Source organism: Bradyrhizobium sp. 137 (assembly GCF_023074095.1).
Taxonomy (GTDB): domain Bacteria; phylum Pseudomonadota; class Alphaproteobacteria; order Rhizobiales; family Xanthobacteraceae; genus Bradyrhizobium.
Window position 1 is genome coordinate 62,758 of sequence record NZ_JADPKU010000112.1, and the last position, 14,383, is coordinate 77,140.

14 protein-coding genes and 1 tRNA gene are annotated in these 14,383 nt (G+C 64.0%); 6 read left to right on the plus strand and 9 right to left on the minus strand.

All coding sequences use genetic code 11. The features are described from left to right. Nucleotides 1-60: 60 nt before the first annotated feature. Nucleotides 61-1,191: an ROK family protein gene (locus IVA78_RS29165; RefSeq protein ID WP_247279920.1), complete on the plus strand. Its 1,131-nt coding sequence runs from the start codon at nucleotides 61-63 to the stop codon at nucleotides 1,189-1,191. Between the two features lie 266 nt (nucleotides 1,192-1,457). On the opposite strand, the gene IVA78_RS29170 is transcribed toward IVA78_RS29165, so the two are convergent. Beyond that, nucleotides 1,458-2,321, minus strand: coding sequence for an alpha/beta hydrolase (locus tag IVA78_RS29170; protein ID WP_247468991.1), 864 nt, complete (start codon nucleotides 2,319-2,321; stop codon nucleotides 1,458-1,460). 234 nt (nucleotides 2,322-2,555) lie between these two features. Here IVA78_RS29170 and IVA78_RS29175 point away from each other — a divergent pair. Further along, nucleotides 2,556-2,645: transfer RNA gene (locus tag IVA78_RS29175), tRNA-Ser, on the plus strand. A gap of 449 nt (nucleotides 2,646-3,094) precedes the next feature. Here IVA78_RS29175 and IVA78_RS29180 read toward each other — a convergent pair. After that, nucleotides 3,095-4,462, minus strand: a complete 1,368-nt coding sequence (locus IVA78_RS29180; RefSeq protein ID WP_247468993.1) for a PLP-dependent aminotransferase family protein — start codon at nucleotides 4,460-4,462, stop codon at nucleotides 3,095-3,097. 159 nt (nucleotides 4,463-4,621) lie between these two features. Here IVA78_RS29180 and IVA78_RS29185 point away from each other — a divergent pair, with 159 nt between their 5' ends. Continuing rightward, nucleotides 4,622-5,482, plus strand: a complete 861-nt coding sequence (locus tag IVA78_RS29185; RefSeq protein WP_247468995.1) for a DMT family transporter — start codon at nucleotides 4,622-4,624, stop codon at nucleotides 5,480-5,482. A gap of 10 nt (nucleotides 5,483-5,492) precedes the next feature. Here IVA78_RS29185 and IVA78_RS29190 read toward each other — a convergent pair whose 3' ends face one another. Continuing rightward, complete coding sequence (locus IVA78_RS29190) at nucleotides 5,493-6,431, minus strand: LysR family transcriptional regulator (protein ID WP_247468996.1); 939 nt, start codon at nucleotides 6,429-6,431, stop codon at nucleotides 5,493-5,495. Between the two features lie 90 nt (nucleotides 6,432-6,521). On the opposite strand from IVA78_RS29190, the gene IVA78_RS29195 reads away from it, so the two are divergent. Then, on the plus strand, nucleotides 6,522-7,376 hold the full coding sequence (locus IVA78_RS29195; RefSeq protein ID WP_247468998.1) for an NAD(P)H-dependent oxidoreductase: 855 nt from the start codon (nucleotides 6,522-6,524) through the stop codon (nucleotides 7,374-7,376). A gap of 86 nt (nucleotides 7,377-7,462) precedes the next feature. On the opposite strand, the gene IVA78_RS29200 is transcribed toward IVA78_RS29195, so the two are convergent. From IVA78_RS29200 to IVA78_RS29210, 3 genes are all read right to left on the minus strand, one after another. Continuing rightward, nucleotides 7,463-8,671 carry an EAL domain-containing response regulator gene (locus IVA78_RS29200; RefSeq protein ID WP_247469000.1) on the minus strand — a complete coding sequence of 403 codons (1,209 nt, stop codon included), beginning with the start codon at nucleotides 8,669-8,671 and terminating at the stop codon, nucleotides 7,463-7,465. Between the two features lie 292 nt (nucleotides 8,672-8,963). Then, nucleotides 8,964-9,386: a hypothetical protein gene (locus IVA78_RS29205; RefSeq protein WP_247469002.1), complete on the minus strand. Its 423-nt coding sequence runs from the start codon at nucleotides 9,384-9,386 to the stop codon at nucleotides 8,964-8,966. Nucleotides 9,387-9,765: 379 nt separating this feature from the next. Continuing rightward, the gene (locus IVA78_RS29210; protein WP_247279912.1) at nucleotides 9,766-10,929 is read right to left on the minus strand and encodes a hypothetical protein; all 1,164 of its coding nucleotides are present in this window, start codon (nucleotides 10,927-10,929) and stop codon (nucleotides 9,766-9,768) included. A gap of 335 nt (nucleotides 10,930-11,264) precedes the next feature. On the opposite strand from IVA78_RS29210, the gene IVA78_RS29215 reads away from it, so the two are divergent. After that, nucleotides 11,265-11,888: a helix-turn-helix transcriptional regulator gene (locus tag IVA78_RS29215; RefSeq protein WP_247469004.1), complete on the plus strand. Its 624-nt coding sequence runs from the start codon at nucleotides 11,265-11,267 to the stop codon at nucleotides 11,886-11,888. 58 nt (nucleotides 11,889-11,946) lie between these two features. On the opposite strand, the gene IVA78_RS29220 is transcribed toward IVA78_RS29215, so the two are convergent. The 3 genes from IVA78_RS29220 to IVA78_RS29230 form a co-directional block, all read right to left on the minus strand. Continuing rightward, a complete protein-coding gene (locus IVA78_RS29220; RefSeq protein ID WP_247279910.1) occupies nucleotides 11,947-12,195 on the minus strand; it encodes a hypothetical protein in 249 nt (82 codons plus the stop codon). Between the two features lie 200 nt (nucleotides 12,196-12,395). After that, entirely contained in the window at nucleotides 12,396-12,773 is a 378-nt protein-coding gene (locus IVA78_RS29225; protein WP_247469011.1) for an Hpt domain-containing protein, read from the minus strand. A gap of 151 nt (nucleotides 12,774-12,924) precedes the next feature. After that, on the minus strand, nucleotides 12,925-13,632 hold the full coding sequence (locus IVA78_RS29230; protein ID WP_247279923.1) for a Crp/Fnr family transcriptional regulator: 708 nt from the start codon (nucleotides 13,630-13,632) through the stop codon (nucleotides 12,925-12,927). A gap of 606 nt (nucleotides 13,633-14,238) precedes the next feature. Between IVA78_RS29230 and IVA78_RS29235 the strand changes: the two genes are divergently transcribed. Next, nucleotides 14,239-14,383: Hpt domain-containing protein (locus IVA78_RS29235; protein ID WP_211407755.1), on the plus strand; the 145-nt coding region annotated here is incomplete at its 3' end.

Consider the following 14,383-nt stretch of genomic DNA (forward strand, 5'->3'; position numbering starts at 1 on the left):
AACCAACGAGTTCCCTCCCCGTTGTGTCCTCGCAAATCGAACACGCGGGCAAGGGCTATCATGGCAACAGACGAGCTGGTCAAGACGACGGGCATCGCCCAGCACGGGGCGAGCCGCCTGCCGTCGGTCGACGTCGACAGCTTCAACATCGAGATCAAGGACGACGAGGGCTTTCTGGGCGATCGCGCCAGCAAGGGCGCGTTTCGCGAGATCCTCGAAGAGTGGCGCAAACCGCTTCGCAAGAGCGGCGAGGATCCCTTCGGCGACGAGCCGTCCGACAAGATCAGCAAGAAGGTCCTCGATGCCGTTCTGGTCGGCGATGATACCGAGGCCACGGCCGTCGTGCACAGCGCGATCGAGGATTTCGCGCAGGAGCTCGCCTACGTGACGCGGCGGTTCCTCAAGACCAAGGCCTGGGCCAAGACGGAATGCATCGTGGTCGGCGGCGGCTTTCGTGCGAGCCGGCTCGGCGAAATCGCCATTGCCCGGGCCGAGATCATCCTCAAGTCGGAAGGCTTCAAGGTCGATCTGGTGCCGATCCGCTTCGATCCTGACGACGCCGGCTTGATTGGAGCCCTGCACCTTGCGCCGTCCTGGATTTTCGAGGCCTATGACAGCATTCTCGCGGTCGATATCGGCGGCACCAATATCCGCTGCGGGATCGTTGAGACGCGCTGGAAGAAGGCGCCCGATCTGTCCAAGGCCGTCGTCTTCAAATCCGATCTGTGGCGCCATGCCGATGATGAGCCGAGCCGCGAGGCCGCGGTGAAGCGGCTCGTCAAGATGCTCGAAGGCCTCATCGAGGATGCCGAAGCCGAAGGCTTCAAGCTCGCGCCGTTCATCGGCATCGCCTGTCCCGGCGTGATCAACGCGGACGGCTCCATCGAGAAGGGCGCGCAGAACCTCCCGGGCAATTGGGAGAGCAGCAAGTTCAACCTGCCGGCGAGCCTCACCGAAGCCATCCCGCAGATCGGCGAGCACGACACCGCGATCCTGATGCACAATGACGGCGTGGTTCAGGGCCTTTCGGAAGTACCGTTCATGCAGGATGTCGACCGCTGGGGCGTCCTCACCATCGGCACCGGGCTCGGCAATGCGCGCTTCACCAACCGCCGCAAGGACAACGGCAACGGCAAAGACCGTGATTCCACGGAGAACGGGAAGAAAAAGGGCAAGGACAACAAGGAGTAACCTTGACTGGCAAGGTTAAGGGGCGGATTGCATTGCGCCATGCCGGCTGCGCGCTACCGTCGAACCGTCGCTTCACTCGGCCGGCGAAGCCGCCCTTCCTGGCCAGTATTTCAATGAGCGGCATCGGGACCGCCAGTGTTTACCGCGTCTGGCGGTCCCACCCCGTTTTTGGAAGTATATGCGATCAGACGTAGCTCGGGCTTGCCCCGCTTCTCCCGCAAGCGGAGAGGGAGTGCACCTCCATCATCGCACGAGCTCCCCTTGATTCAGCTCCAGCCGATGCGCTGAAAGAACGCCGCGATCTCCGCGGCCGCACGCTCCGGATCTTCCCGATGCGGGAAGTGCCCGACGTCCGGAAACATCGCCAGATCGAGCTCGCTGAAGGTTTCCCCGAGCCGATCGGTCCAGGCATAGGGAAACAGCGGGTCGTGCTCGGCCCAGCGCACGCAGGTCGGCACATTGATCGGCGGCAGGCGCGGCGCCTCACCCTTCATCATCGCGACGCGCCCGGCATGCGAGGCGCGATAATGCGCAAAGCCGCCGGCGAGATTGCCGTCCTTGAGGAAGTTGTCGGCGAAGGCGTCGAGCACGTCGTCGAAAGCACTCTTCCGGTGCGCCCAGCCTTTCAGGAAGTGGCCGATGTAGAGCCGGCAGGTCTCGCGGCTGGCGCCGACGAGGCTGGCTGCCATCTCCATCTGGTGAAAGGACTGGTACCAGATGTGGTTGAGCCGGTCGGGCGCCGCCATGCGCGGCCCGATGCCGGGATAGACGAAATCGAAGAAGAGCAGCCCGGCAAGCCGCGTCGGTGCCTGCCGGGCCAAGGGCTGCATCACGGCGCCACCGACGTCATGACCCACGACGCCGAATCGCTCGATGCCGAGCCGGTGCATCAGCGCCAGCATGTCTGCCGCATGGCCATCCGGCCCGTAAGGGCCGTCAGGCTTGTCGCTGTCACCGAAGCCGCGCAAATCGGGCGCGATCAGCGTGAAGCGGTCCGAAAGCCGCATCATCACCGGCTCCCAGGTCAGCCAGAATTCCGGCCAACCGTGCAGCAAAAGCAGCGGTTGGCCCCGCCCGGCGCGGACCAGGTGGAAATTGGCGCCATTGGCGGGGACGGTCAGATGCTCCACGGCGGTTCCTTTCGGAATGCAGTAGCGTTTTCGAGCGAAGTGACACCAGTTGGCGTCAAGAAAACGCGTCAAAACTAAAATCTAAAGCTCCGTTCCGATTCACCGGAGCGGAGCTCCAGGCCAAGGGATGAAACAGGCGGCGGATTTTCGCCTTTCGCGCCTTGTCTGGCCGGCCATCCTCGCCTATTACACGCCCCGACCACAGGGGGTTCCTACCTCTTATCGGCACCTTCAGGAGAGGTGGCAGAGTGGTTGAATGCACCGCACTCGAAATGCGGCATAGGTGCAAGCCTATCGGGGGTTCGAATCCCTCCCTCTCCGCCATTTCATCCAGCGACGTCGGAGCGTACCGGTCGAGGAATTCCGCGAGCGGATTTGGTCCCGCCAATGAAGATCGGGCCGCGGCCTGACAAATGGCTGCAAAAAAAGCGAACCAGGGCATGCGCGGTAATGCCGTCCGGACGATCGCCTTCTACGGTCCTGACAACGCGTTCGCTTCCAAGGTTGCTATCTCTCCTGTATCCGGGCTGAAGGAGCCGAGCCTGAGTTGCGCCGTTTGCTTTCGAATCCGCAGATGTGCGGTCGGATAAGACCACGCTTGCGGAAATTGTCGGTTTCTTAAGCGGCATTCGGTGCGCATCGATAGCGGTGGTCGACAGAATTATCGGTTGCCCGCACGAAGAAGCAGGGAGAGTCCTGTCCGCGCTGTCCATATGGGGGCAGGGATCGCTGGACGGGCGAACTTGATCCTGACCGAAACGGGGCTGCCCAAGTCACGCCGCGCCACCCGCCTTTAACGCCCGCCGCATCACATCCCACACTCGCGGATCGCTCATCTGCGCTACGTTGAACCGCATGAAGTGCGACGCCGTCTGCGACACGCTGAACACGTTGCCGGGTGCCAGCACCACATCCGCTTCGAGAGCCGCGCGTGCAACGGCCGTAGCATCCTGGCTGTCCCGGAGACGGCACCACAGGAAAAATCCGCCGCGCGGCATCAGCCATGGCTCAATGCCGAGCGCCTGAAGCTTGCGCGCGACGTCGCGCCGGGCGCGCATGAGCTTTTGCCTGAGCTCGTCCATGTGCTTGCGATAGCTGCCGCCGACCAGCACCGTTGCGATGACCTCCGTCGCGACCGGGCTCGGGCCGCCAAAGCTAGTTGCGACCTGGAGGTCAACGAGTTGCTCGATCCAGTCGGCTCGCCCTGCGATGTAGCCGCAGCGCACCGAGGCCGACAGTGTTTTGGAGAAGCTGCCGGTGCGGATTACGCGATTGAGACCGTCCAGCGCAGCAAGGCGCGGCGAGCGTTCCGGCTCGAAGTCGCCGAAAATGTCGTCCTCGATGATGGTGAGGTCGTGCGCGGTGGCCGCGGTCAAAAGCCGATGCGCGGTCGGAAGCGACAGCGTCGCGCCGGTCGGATTGTGGAGCGCTGAATTGGTGATGTAGAGCCGCGGCCGCTCGCTGGCGAGGACCTGCTCGAAGCTTGCGACATCAGGACCCGATGACGTGTAGGGCACGCCGACGATTCTTGCCTGATGCGCCCGCAGCAAGGCGCGGAAATTGAAGTAGCAGGGATCGTCCACCAGCACGGTGTCGCCAGGACGGAGCAGGAAGCGGCAGACGAGATCGGTGCCTTGCGTGCCCGAACCCGTCAGCATGAGCTGGTCGACCGACGCCTCGATCGCATCTTCCGCGAGGCGCGCAAGCAACAGCCGGCGCAGCGCGGGAGAACCGCGCGTGCTGCCATAATCAGTCAACAGGCTCTCGTCGGCGCGCGCGAGTGCGCGGATGGCGCGTCGCAGCGCTGCCTCGGGCATCCACTCCGGCGGCAGCCAGCCGCAGCCGGGCTTTGGCGCGACTGCATCGGCGTCGAGCGACTGCCGCGAGACCCAGAACGGATCGACTTCCCGGTCGCGGCGCGGCTCGGCCTCGGTCAATGCGAGCGGCGGCATGGTCGCCGGCGAGACGTAGAAGCCCGAGCCGCGGCGGGCGCGGATCAACCCTTCCGCAGCCAGACGGTCGTAGGCTTCGACGATGGTCGAAGGCGAAACCCGCATCGTCGCGGCAAGGCTGCGGATCGACGGCAAGCGGTCGCCGGCGCCGAGCGCGCGGCCTGCGACCTTGGCACGGATCGCGCTCATCACGTCTGCGGTCCGCGTTCCGTTGCGCCCTCTCGCTGATGCGTCGCTGTCCAAGTGTATAGTCTTCCATATCCATACAGTTTTGCCAGATTGTACTGAACTGTCGCTGGCCTTGTCATCTGCGATGCCCCAGGATCGCGAGCCAAAAGCGAGACAGGAATGCAATCTTCCGGCAGCGGCTGGGGCAACGGCCTTCTCGGCGTCATCATCTTCAGTGGCTCGCTGCCGGCGACGCGCGTGGCGGTCGGCGGGTTCTCCGCGCTGTTCCTGACGTCCGCGCGCGCGGTCATTGCGGCGTTGATAGGCCTGGCCGTGCTCGGCTTGCTCCGTCAGGCGCGGCCGGCGAGGCAGGATCTCGCCTCGCTCGCCATCGTTGCCATCGGTGTCGTGGTCGGCTTTCCCTTGCTGACCGCGCTCGCGCTCCAGCACATCACCTCGGCGCACTCGATCGTCTTCATCGGCCTCTTGCCGCTATCGACCGCGATCTTCGGTGTATTGCGCGGCGGTGAGCGGCCGCAGCCGCTGTTCTGGCTGTTCGCCGTCCTCGGCAGTGCGACCGTGGCGGGCTTTGCCCTGTCGAACGACGGCTCAAGCTCGCTGACCGGGGATCTTCTGATGGTGGCCGCGATCGTCTTGTGCGGCCTCGGCTATGCCGAAGGCGCCGCGCTGTCGCGCCGCCTCGGCGGCTGGCAGGTGATCTCCTGGGCGCTGCTGCTCGCGCTGCCGCTGATGGTGCCCGTCGTGATTTGGACCTGGCCGCCGACATGGAGCGGCGTCAGCGCGCCCGCCTGGGTCGGGCTTGCCTACGTCTCGGTCTTCAGCATGTTCGTCGGATTTATCTTCTGGTATCGCGGGCTCGCGCTCGGCGGCATCGCCCGCGTCGGCCAGTTGCAGCAGCTCCAGCCATTCTTCGGTCTCGCGCTCGCCGGCCTGTTGCTGCACGAGCCGGTCGCCTGGAGCATGATCGCCGCGACCGTCCTCGTGGTCGTTTGCGTCTTCTTCGCGCGGCGGTTTGCGTGACGATGGCCGGCTAGTCCTGCCTTCTGCCCGGCGATTTTTCGATCCCGGGGATTTGCGCGATCTGCTCGGCGAGAAAATCGACCAGCAGCCGCACCCGCGCGACGCCGGACCGCTCCGGCACGATCAGCATGTTCAGTGGAACGGGAGGCGGTGAATAGTCCACAAGCACGTGTTCGAGTCGGCCGGTCGCGAGAAGGTCGCCGACGAGCCAAAGATGTGCGGGTGCAATCCCGCGGCCCGCCGCGAGCGCCTCTCGCGCGGCAAGTCCGTGATCGACGCGCAACCGTCCGGCGAACGGGACCGCATGGCGGCCGCCACGACGTCCTTGCAGGACAAGCACATCGCTGCTGGCGATGTTGGACATCCTGATGGCCTGGTGATTGGCGAGGTCTTGCGGGCGCGCGGGCCTGCCACGCTCGGCAAGATAGGTCGGTGCGGCGACAAGCACCCGTCGCGACCGTCCCAGGGACTTGAGCTTCATCGAACTCTCGGCAAGCGGCCCCAGACGGAGTGCGACGTCGACACCTTCCCTCACAAGGTCGATCCGTTCGTCGGTCAGGCTGAGATCCACTGACACGTCCGGATAACGGTCCTGGAACGCGAAGATGAAACGGCTGACGTGGAGCACGCCGAAGGCCGCAGTGCAGGATATCCGTACCATTCCAGCGGGCGCATCGCGCGTGCTGCGCGCCTCGTCGCCGGCGTGCTCGACCAGGCGCAGGATCTGCACGCAGTCGGCATAGTAGCGGCGCCCCTCCTCCGTCATCGTCACCCTGCGCGTGGTCCTGGTGAGCAGCGGCACGCCGACAGCTTGCTCCAGTTCGCGGATGTGCCGTGTCACCGTGGACTGGCCCAACCCAAGCTCGCGTGCGACGGCCGACAGGTTTCCGCGCTCGGCGACCCGCACGAAACTGCGCATGCGCTCGAGCGTAACCTCCGATTTATCCATTTTCCGGCATAATCCTATTCATTGCCGACATCTACCGGTTTGCAGCCCGCCGCGCTAGCTGCGGGACATCGTCAACGAATGGTGCTGATCATGAAAGTGTTGATTGTTTTTGCGCATCCCGAACAGCGTTCGCTCAATGGCTCGCTCCGGGATGTTGCCACCAGAGAGCTCGAGGCCCAGGGCCATGAGGTGCGGGTGACGGACCTCTATGCCCAAGGCTGGAAATCGGAGGTCGATCGCGCCGACTTCCCGTCACTGCTAGCGGACGCGCGGCTGGCGCCCGCCGCTGCATCCAAGCAGGCCTTCGAGGCCGGTACACTCACTCCTGACGTCAAGCGCGAGATCGAGAAGCTGCTGTGGGCGGACGTGCTGATTCTGCAATTCCCGCTGTGGTGGTTCAGCATGCCGGCGATCCTCAAGGGCTGGGTCGACCGCGTGTTTGCCTACGGCTTCGCGTATGGCGTCGGCGAGCACAGCGACAAGCGGTGGGGCGACCGCTACGGCGAGGGCACGCTAGCGGGCAAGCGCGCGATGCTGATCGTGACGGCCGGCGGCTGGCAGGAGCATTATTCGGCCCGGGGGATCAACGGGCCGATCGAGGACCTGCTGTTTCCGATCAATCACGGCATCCTCTATTATCCCGGCTATGACGTCCTTCCGCCGTTCGTCGTCTACAAGGCCGACAAGCTCGGCGAAGCCGGTTTCGAAGCGATCGCCGAACGTTTGCGGGAGAGGATGAGAACGCTTGCGACGGCCTCGCCCATTCCCTATCGGCGCCAAAACGGCGGCGATTACCTGATTCCGAGCATGCAGCTGCGCGCCGGGCTCGAGCCTCCCGAGGCGAGTGGTTTCGCGCTTCACCTCGAGCGAGCCGAGGCGCGCGTCTCGCATGGTGAGCCGGGCGCCGTGCAGTCGCCGACCGATATCAGCGCCGCAACAGCGTAAGTGCGCGGACCGGCCAAGCGGGCCGGCGAACGCGCGAGCTTGACGCCTCTCGCGCGAGTCCAGCGGCGTACGAGCCGCGAACGAGCTCACTCCATCACCGTTTTCGTCAGCGTCGAGCGGGCGAACTTCTTCAGCGGCATCGGCTTGCCGAACAGAAAGCCCTGCACGAGATCGAAGCCGAGCTCGTTCGCGGCGACGAGGTCGGTGCGGCTCTCGACGCCCTCGGCGACCACGCGCGCGCCGTAGCCCTGCGCGAGCTCGACGATGTGACGGCACACCGTGCGCTTCAGCCGGTCATTGCCGCTGCCGGTGACGAAATGCCGGTCCGCCTTCAGCATGACGAAGGGAATGTTGTCGAGCCCCATCAGCGCCGGCCAGTCGGCGCCGAGATTGTCCACGGCGAGGCCGATATTGTGCAGACCCACCTCGCGCGCGATCTCCGTCAGGTGGTCGAGATCGCGGGTCGCCTCTTGGCTGTCGATTTCGATCGTCAAGCCGCCAAAGGCCGGATGCGTCGGCATGCGGCGGCAGAGATCGCGCACCGCCTGCGGCTCCTTCAGATAAGACGCCGGCAGGTTGATCGAGAGATCGACCGGACTCTGCTGCTCCAGCAGATAGTGCCAGTCCTGCATGGCGCGCTCGATCACGAATTCCGAGAGGTCACGCAGATGCGGATCGTGCTCCTCGGGAATGAAATAGGCCGGCGGCACGACGCCCCAGGTGGGATGGCGCATTCGCACCAGCGCCTCGGCGCCGCTGCGGATCAGCGTGCGGGCGTCGATCTTGGGCTGGTACCAGAGCTCCAGCCAGCCGGCATGCAAGGCCTCACCGACATGCACGGCCGGGCTCGGCGCCGGCTCCTCCGGCAGCAGCATCGCGACACGCTCGCGCAGCGTCTCCGCGGCAAAGGGGGTGGTCAGCGGCGGCAGCATCGCAAGGCCATATTCCTCGCCGACCTGCCGCACGGCCCTGACGATGATCGATTCGCGGGCGCCGACCGCGAGAACCTTCCCGGCAAATGCCTCGCGCACCAAAATCTCCAGGAATCTCCCCGGCTCGATGCCATCGGTGGCGACGCCGAGCAGGATCAGGTCCGGCAATTCGGTGGCGAGCACGGTTTGCAGCTCGTCCGCGCTGGCGCATTCGCTGGTGACGAAGCCCAGATCCTCGAGCACCTCGCTGAGGAATGCACGCAAGTGGCGCTTGCTGTCGGCCACGCAGGCGCGCGGCGTCACCTTTCGCCGTCCGAAGGTCACAGGTCTTCGTCCGACGAGTTCAATAATCCCATCGTTCATCTCATACCACTCCCGTTCCGTGACAGTTTCTTAAACGGCGAGCGTGGGTTCAAATAAGGAGAGCTTCACATCGTTGTTGAATTATCTGAGTAACGTTAAGCCCTGCAATTCGAGCTAATTTGTCGACAGAATCTTCGAAAAGAATTTGCATACTCAGGCACCGCACGGACAACGACAGCCAGCGCATGCGGAATTTCTCCCGCGCGATCGATCGAAGCGCGGCTCGCCGATGCCACGCATCGAGCGATGCGGTTGCGTAGCCGTTCGCTGCAATGACAGGGCGATTAGAGAATTAATTTCCGGCGGCTTTTTCGTGTTGGGCCATGCCAACCGCCTTGTAGTCATAGGTCGGATGGAATTCGGTGCGGTAAGGGCCCCATGCCGTGTCCTCGATCACGCGGTTGACCTCGCGCAGCCGCGACGCCGGCAGGCGCAGCGTGATCACCTGGCCGATGCCCATCATCACATACCAGCTCAAGACCTCGACGCCGGGCGGCGGAAACGCCTTGTAGAAGCCCTGCTTTTCGAGTTGCGTATTCAGCTCGTGCAGCGGTCGGGATTGATCGTGCTTGAAGAAGACGGTCAGCAGCACCGCGTTGTCGGCGGTCGGCGCAGCATCGCCTTGCGGCGTCGTTTGCGCCATCGCCGTCGATGTGAGCGCGAGCGCACTCACGAGCAACGTCACCATCGTCAGGATCAATCGGTTCGATCTCATCACGACCTCCTTACGGTTCGTTCTTTCGTTGCATCGGAGGATAGGAGCGACAGCTGTGGCCGTGGAACTCATTTTCGCGCGATGCGCGCACGTTCCACCTTCGCTCGTGACAGTTCTGCGACGATGCGTCCGCGCGTGTTCGACCCAAATGTGAAACACATCACATGCGCATTGCTGCTCCTGCGCTATTGCTCCGCCCAGCCTGTGGTGGGCTGTCGAGGATTGCAGCAATGACGATGCGGCGAATGATGTATTGGTGGTTCAGATTCGTGCTGTCGGGGCGATTTCTCGATCGCTTCCTCTGCCTGCCGCGCGCACATTAGGACATGATCGCTCACCGATAACGCGAACGCCCTCGCGCTTTGATGACTGCGCGATATCAGGTCTGCCCGATCAATTTGCGAAACGCCGCCGCGCCGTCCTGCATGGCGTCGCGTCCCTTCCAGGCCAGATAGGTCAACTTGCCGCCCAGGGTATCGTGGCTGCGCAGCCGGCGCGATCCGAGAATGTGGCCGACATTGGCGGGGAAGCGGCTGACCTCGGCGGACACCAGCGCCGCGATCGCGTCCATCAATTGCTGGAGGCGGATGCCCCAATCGCAATGTTCGATGCCGTCGATGCGCACCTTGAGCGCGTATTCGGTGTCGTAGATCTCGGCAAGCAGGTCGCGGGCGACCAGCACGCGGTTGTGCCGGAGCGCGACCCGAAGAGCGAGGCGCTTGTCGTCGAGGCGGTCGAGCACCATGGGGACGACGCAGGCATAGGGCGCGGCGGCGACGTCTGCGGCGCTCTTGCTCGCGGCGGCCTTGGTGGCAAGCCGTACTAACTGCCAGGGCGTCTTCAGGCGCCTTGCCACCAGTGTCAGCGCGAAGGGCAGCGCGCGGGGATGGGACTTCCCGAAGGCGTCGAGTTGCCAGGTGATCTGGGCCACCTGGTTGTCATCGAACTTCGCGATCCGTTCGGGCAGCTTCGCGTTGAATTTCGGCAGCGCGTCGCCGGCGCGCAGCACGTCCAGCATCTTCATCACGTCGTCGAAGGCGGTGCGCGATGCGGTGTACTGCGCGAGCTTGGCGCGTGCGAGCTGGGTGCTGTCCGCCGACGCCAGGGTGCTCTCGAGGACCTTGAGGACCTTGGTCTGGAAGGTCGATGCGATTTTCTGCACTTCCTTCAGGTTGTTGGCGGCAATCTGGTCGTTGATCGCCTTGATGTAGTCGCGCGCCATGGTCGGCAGCAGGTCGCGGCAGATCCACTCCCAGATCGGGGTGAGGGTGTTGCGTGAGATCCGCCCCGCATTGGCGTGCTCGGGTGCGCCATCGATCAGGAGGAGCTCGAGCGGCGCGAAGAAATAGCGCGAGGGGCTGGTGGCGCGCGAATGGGCCGATCCGTCCTTGCGAAACTCGGCGCGCAAGCGGGACTGAATGTCGGCGGAGCCCGGCATGTCGATGCCACACAGCTCAAGCCGCTCGAGTTCGCTGAGCAGACAGCTCCGCGACATCGGCGTCAGCCTCTGCAAGAATTCCGACAGCCGATCGATCTCGTTCATGGCACGCAATCTTTCGCAGCGTCTCCCGCAGGCTTGCGGGCCCAATGCGTGGAGGCATTTGCGCGCTCTCAACCTCGCTTAGAGAAGCAAGTCGCCGTTAATTAATCCGTAAAATCCGGGGGACTGGCAGGAGCGGAGGTGCCGGTTGAGGGTTCTTCGCCCGCGTGCTCCAGAATCTGAGCCGAAATCTCAACCTCTGCGCGGTCGGCGACGGCGCCGTGCAAGCATAAATTGTGCCGATGCCGCGGATTTAGCGCAAAGCTGCCGAAATCACCGTAGTCTTACGGAGCAAAAAGTTAATCACAGACCGGGCTCGGTTCCGCTAAACGAGTGACATGGCGTCACAGAATGATACGGCCACTGATTCGCGGCCGTCGGAATGGTACGAACGCAGCGCTGCTCCAGCTGAAGAGCTCGATTTCGTCCGCCTGAACGCCGTCCGTGCCAAGGCCGCCGACGAAATGGCTGCCGCCATTGCCCGCGAGCTCAACGGCCCCCTGACTGCGCTCCTGCTCTACATGGGCGAGATCAAGCATCACAGCGATCAGCTCGCGCCCGTCACCGGCGACCGCGCCTATTTGCAGCGCGTGGTCGAGAATGCGATGGCGCAGACCGAGCGCGTTTGTGGCCTCGTCAAGCAGCTTGCCGGTCCTCACAAGGGCGGCCTGCCGACCCCATCCGGGACCGGGGACGCCGCAGCGCGGATCCCGCGCGTGCCGCTGCCGCAACGCGTGCCTAGCGCCGAATTGATTGGCCTGTCCGGCCAGAAGCGGCTGACCAAGCGCGAGCGCGAGGTGCTGAGGCTGATCAGCGAAGGTTATTCGAACAAGCAGGGCGCGCTTCGGATGCAGATCAGCCCACGCACATTCGAAAGCCACCGCGCCGAGGCGATGCGCAAGCTCGGTGCGCGCAACACCGCGGACCTCGTCCGTGCGGCGCTGCTGCATTCGATCGATTGAAGTTGATGGTCGCTTTGTGCCCGGCCGGCGGCGCGGCCCGGGAGAAAGCCGATCCCGCTCAGAAATAGTCTTCGGCGAAGGGGCGCGTGCGCGATACGGGCCGCAGCGGCTTCGGCTCGTCCTTCGGTGCGTTCGGGATGATCGTGATGGTCCAGCGGGGAGGGATGCTCGATTCCTGCTCGAGTACCGAGCGCACGAAGCCAGTCACCGTCGACCCGCCAGACTTCACCGTCGCCATCCGGCCGTTGAACTGAGCGATGCGGAAGCGACGGACCTCCTTCTGGTCCGCAGTCTCGTAGGTGAACATGGAAACCCTCCTGGTTTCTCGCGACTATCGCCAGCTATGATTAGCCATCTGTGAAAATCCCAAGCCGTAGAAGTACGGCGGGAATACACGCGCGGGTGGTTTACAGCGTTTTCGAGCGAAGTGGAGCCGGTTCGCGTCAAGAAAACGCGTCAAACCAGGAACACAACGTCCGCTTCGATTCCCTCGGAACGGAAATGGCTCTAGCCTTCCGGTTCCTGCGCGCGCGCCGCGGCGTAGGCCGCATCCATCAGGTCCAGGAGCTCCCGGAGCTCAGTGTCGTGAAGCGTCTGCGCCGACTTCTCCAGCCGCAGCGCCAGCGCCGCGAGCTTGGTATAGCCGAACGTGCCGGCCGCACTCTTCAACGAATGTGCTTCGCGCGCGAACCTCGCCTGGTGCTGCTCGCCCGAGAGCGTGCGGAACAGTTGCAGGCGCGCGCAGGTCTCGGTCCAGAACACCGCACGCACCTCGCGGGCCCCGTTCTCGCCGATTTCGCGCACCAGCGTCGCATAAGCATTCGGGTCGCGCGCGGGCGCGCCATCGAGCACATTCTGCGCCGGCGCGACGCTCACTTCAAACATGGCCTGGCCTGCCTCGATCACGATTCAATGCCGCGCGGGCCGGAATCGGTGCGAGGCCCGCCATGTCTACGGCATCCAGATTTCAGTTCCGGAAGCAGGACGACTCCTGTTTGCAGGCCGGCATTAGCCGTCGGTTTACCACGCGTGCGGGTCAGCGCGGGCCGAGCAGCCGGTCGTAATGCGCCTTCACGGTGGCGTAGCATTCACACGCGGTCTGACGCAGGCCGTCCAGGTTCATGATCTGGATGTGTCCGCGGCTGTAGTGGATGAAATTGGCCTGCTGCAAGGTGTTGGCGACCAGCGACACGCTGTTGCGCCGCGCCCCTATCATCTGTGCCATGGCCTCCTGGGTCAGCAGCAGCCGGTAGTCGCCCGACAGGTCGTGAGTGTGCAGGAGGCAGCGCGACAGCCGCGACTCCACCGAATGGGCGGCGTTGCAGCCTGCGGTCTGCTGGACCTGCGCGTAGACCGCCAGACCGTGGCGCGTGAGCAAGGTCCGCAAGCTGCTGCTCTGGTCGGCCGCGCCGCGCAGCCGGTCGAGATCCATCACGGACGCGACCCCGGGAATCAGCACGACGGCCGTGTTCAGCGCGCATGCATCGCCCATGGTCGAGAGTGTCCCGAGCAGGCTGTCGCGGCCGATCATCGCGACCTGCACATGCTCGCCCTTGGCGAGCTTCACCACCAGCGAGATGACGCCGCGGTGAGGAAAATAGGCGCGCTTGAGCGTCTCGCCGGCTTCGACCAGCACCGCGTCATGGGGCAGATCGACCGCACGCAGGTGCGGGCGGATCAGCTCATAATCGTCTGCCGACAGCGCAGACAGGAAACCGTTGGATGGGCGCCCCGTCGTTTCCAAAGCTGCCTCCTCGCCTTCTGAACCATCGCTCCTTGTGCGAGTAAGTTCCATCATGTTCACGTCGGGCTATGTTGGCAATTGGGACAAGATGTCCGGCGTCGGCATGAGGACACGCCGTGCGGAAAGTAGACGTGCGTCAGCGCGGCGCCCGCCGGCGCTGAGATCGACTCGTCCGCGCGGCTGGTTAGCGCGGAACGAGCCGCACCGGCCATGGGGTAACGGTTCGTTTACCGAATATGCGAAATTCGCGGATCTCGGCAAAGCACGAAGCGAGCCTCGCGAGGGCGAGCGCGATCGCGCGCCGGCTCCATTCAATTTCACGCAGGCCGTGCCTATCGCCTTCACGGACAGGACTTTCTCGCGCGCGCCGTTGCGCCGTAATTGGCGCCTTTACCTCACGCCCTTCGCCGTCGCGGCCGGATGCCGGTTTTGCCGAAATGTGCCCTGGCATGCCGCCGAACGGCAAACTTGTCTTCAATATCCGTATTAGCACGGAGGCTGAAATTAACGGGACCGTGAAAGGGGATGTCTAACGATCGAAAGAGGGCTTCTGTCGATGCCAAGGGCGGCTCAGCCGCGGAAGTCCAGCTCAGTAAGGCGTACCTCATGGATGATCTGTTGCGGGAGTTTTTGACGGAGACCAGCGAGAGCCTGGACACCGTTGACAATCAATTGGTGAAGTTCGAGCAGGAGCCGAACAACGCCAAGATCCTGGATAACATCTTCCGCCTGGTCCACACCATCAAGGGCA

What these genes read in the sequence shown, in the direction of transcription:
- IVA78_RS29165 (WP_247279920.1), top strand. Translation starts at nt 61, where the DNA reads ATGGCAACAGACGAGCTGGTCAAGACGACGGGCATCGCCCAGCACGGG.
- IVA78_RS29180 (WP_247468993.1), bottom strand. Translation starts at nt 4,462, where the DNA reads ATGAGCGCGATCCGTGCCAAGGTCGCAGGCCGCGCGCTCGGCGCCGGC.
- IVA78_RS29185 (WP_247468995.1), top strand. Translation starts at nt 4,622, where the DNA reads ATGCAATCTTCCGGCAGCGGCTGGGGCAACGGCCTTCTCGGCGTCATC.
- IVA78_RS29190 (WP_247468996.1), bottom strand. Translation starts at nt 6,431, where the DNA reads ATGGATAAATCGGAGGTTACGCTCGAGCGCATGCGCAGTTTCGTGCGG.
- IVA78_RS29195 (WP_247468998.1), top strand. Translation starts at nt 6,522, where the DNA reads ATGAAAGTGTTGATTGTTTTTGCGCATCCCGAACAGCGTTCGCTCAAT.
- IVA78_RS29200 (WP_247469000.1), bottom strand. Translation starts at nt 8,671, where the DNA reads ATGAACGATGGGATTATTGAACTCGTCGGACGAAGACCTGTGACCTTC.
- IVA78_RS29205 (WP_247469002.1), bottom strand. Translation starts at nt 9,386, where the DNA reads ATGAGATCGAACCGATTGATCCTGACGATGGTGACGTTGCTCGTGAGT.
- IVA78_RS29210 (WP_247279912.1), bottom strand. Translation starts at nt 10,929, where the DNA reads ATGAACGAGATCGATCGGCTGTCGGAATTCTTGCAGAGGCTGACGCCG.
- IVA78_RS29215 (WP_247469004.1), top strand. Translation starts at nt 11,265, where the DNA reads ATGGCGTCACAGAATGATACGGCCACTGATTCGCGGCCGTCGGAATGG.
- IVA78_RS29220 (WP_247279910.1), bottom strand. Translation starts at nt 12,195, where the DNA reads ATGTTCACCTACGAGACTGCGGACCAGAAGGAGGTCCGTCGCTTCCGC.
- IVA78_RS29225 (WP_247469011.1), bottom strand. Translation starts at nt 12,773, where the DNA reads ATGTTTGAAGTGAGCGTCGCGCCGGCGCAGAATGTGCTCGATGGCGCG.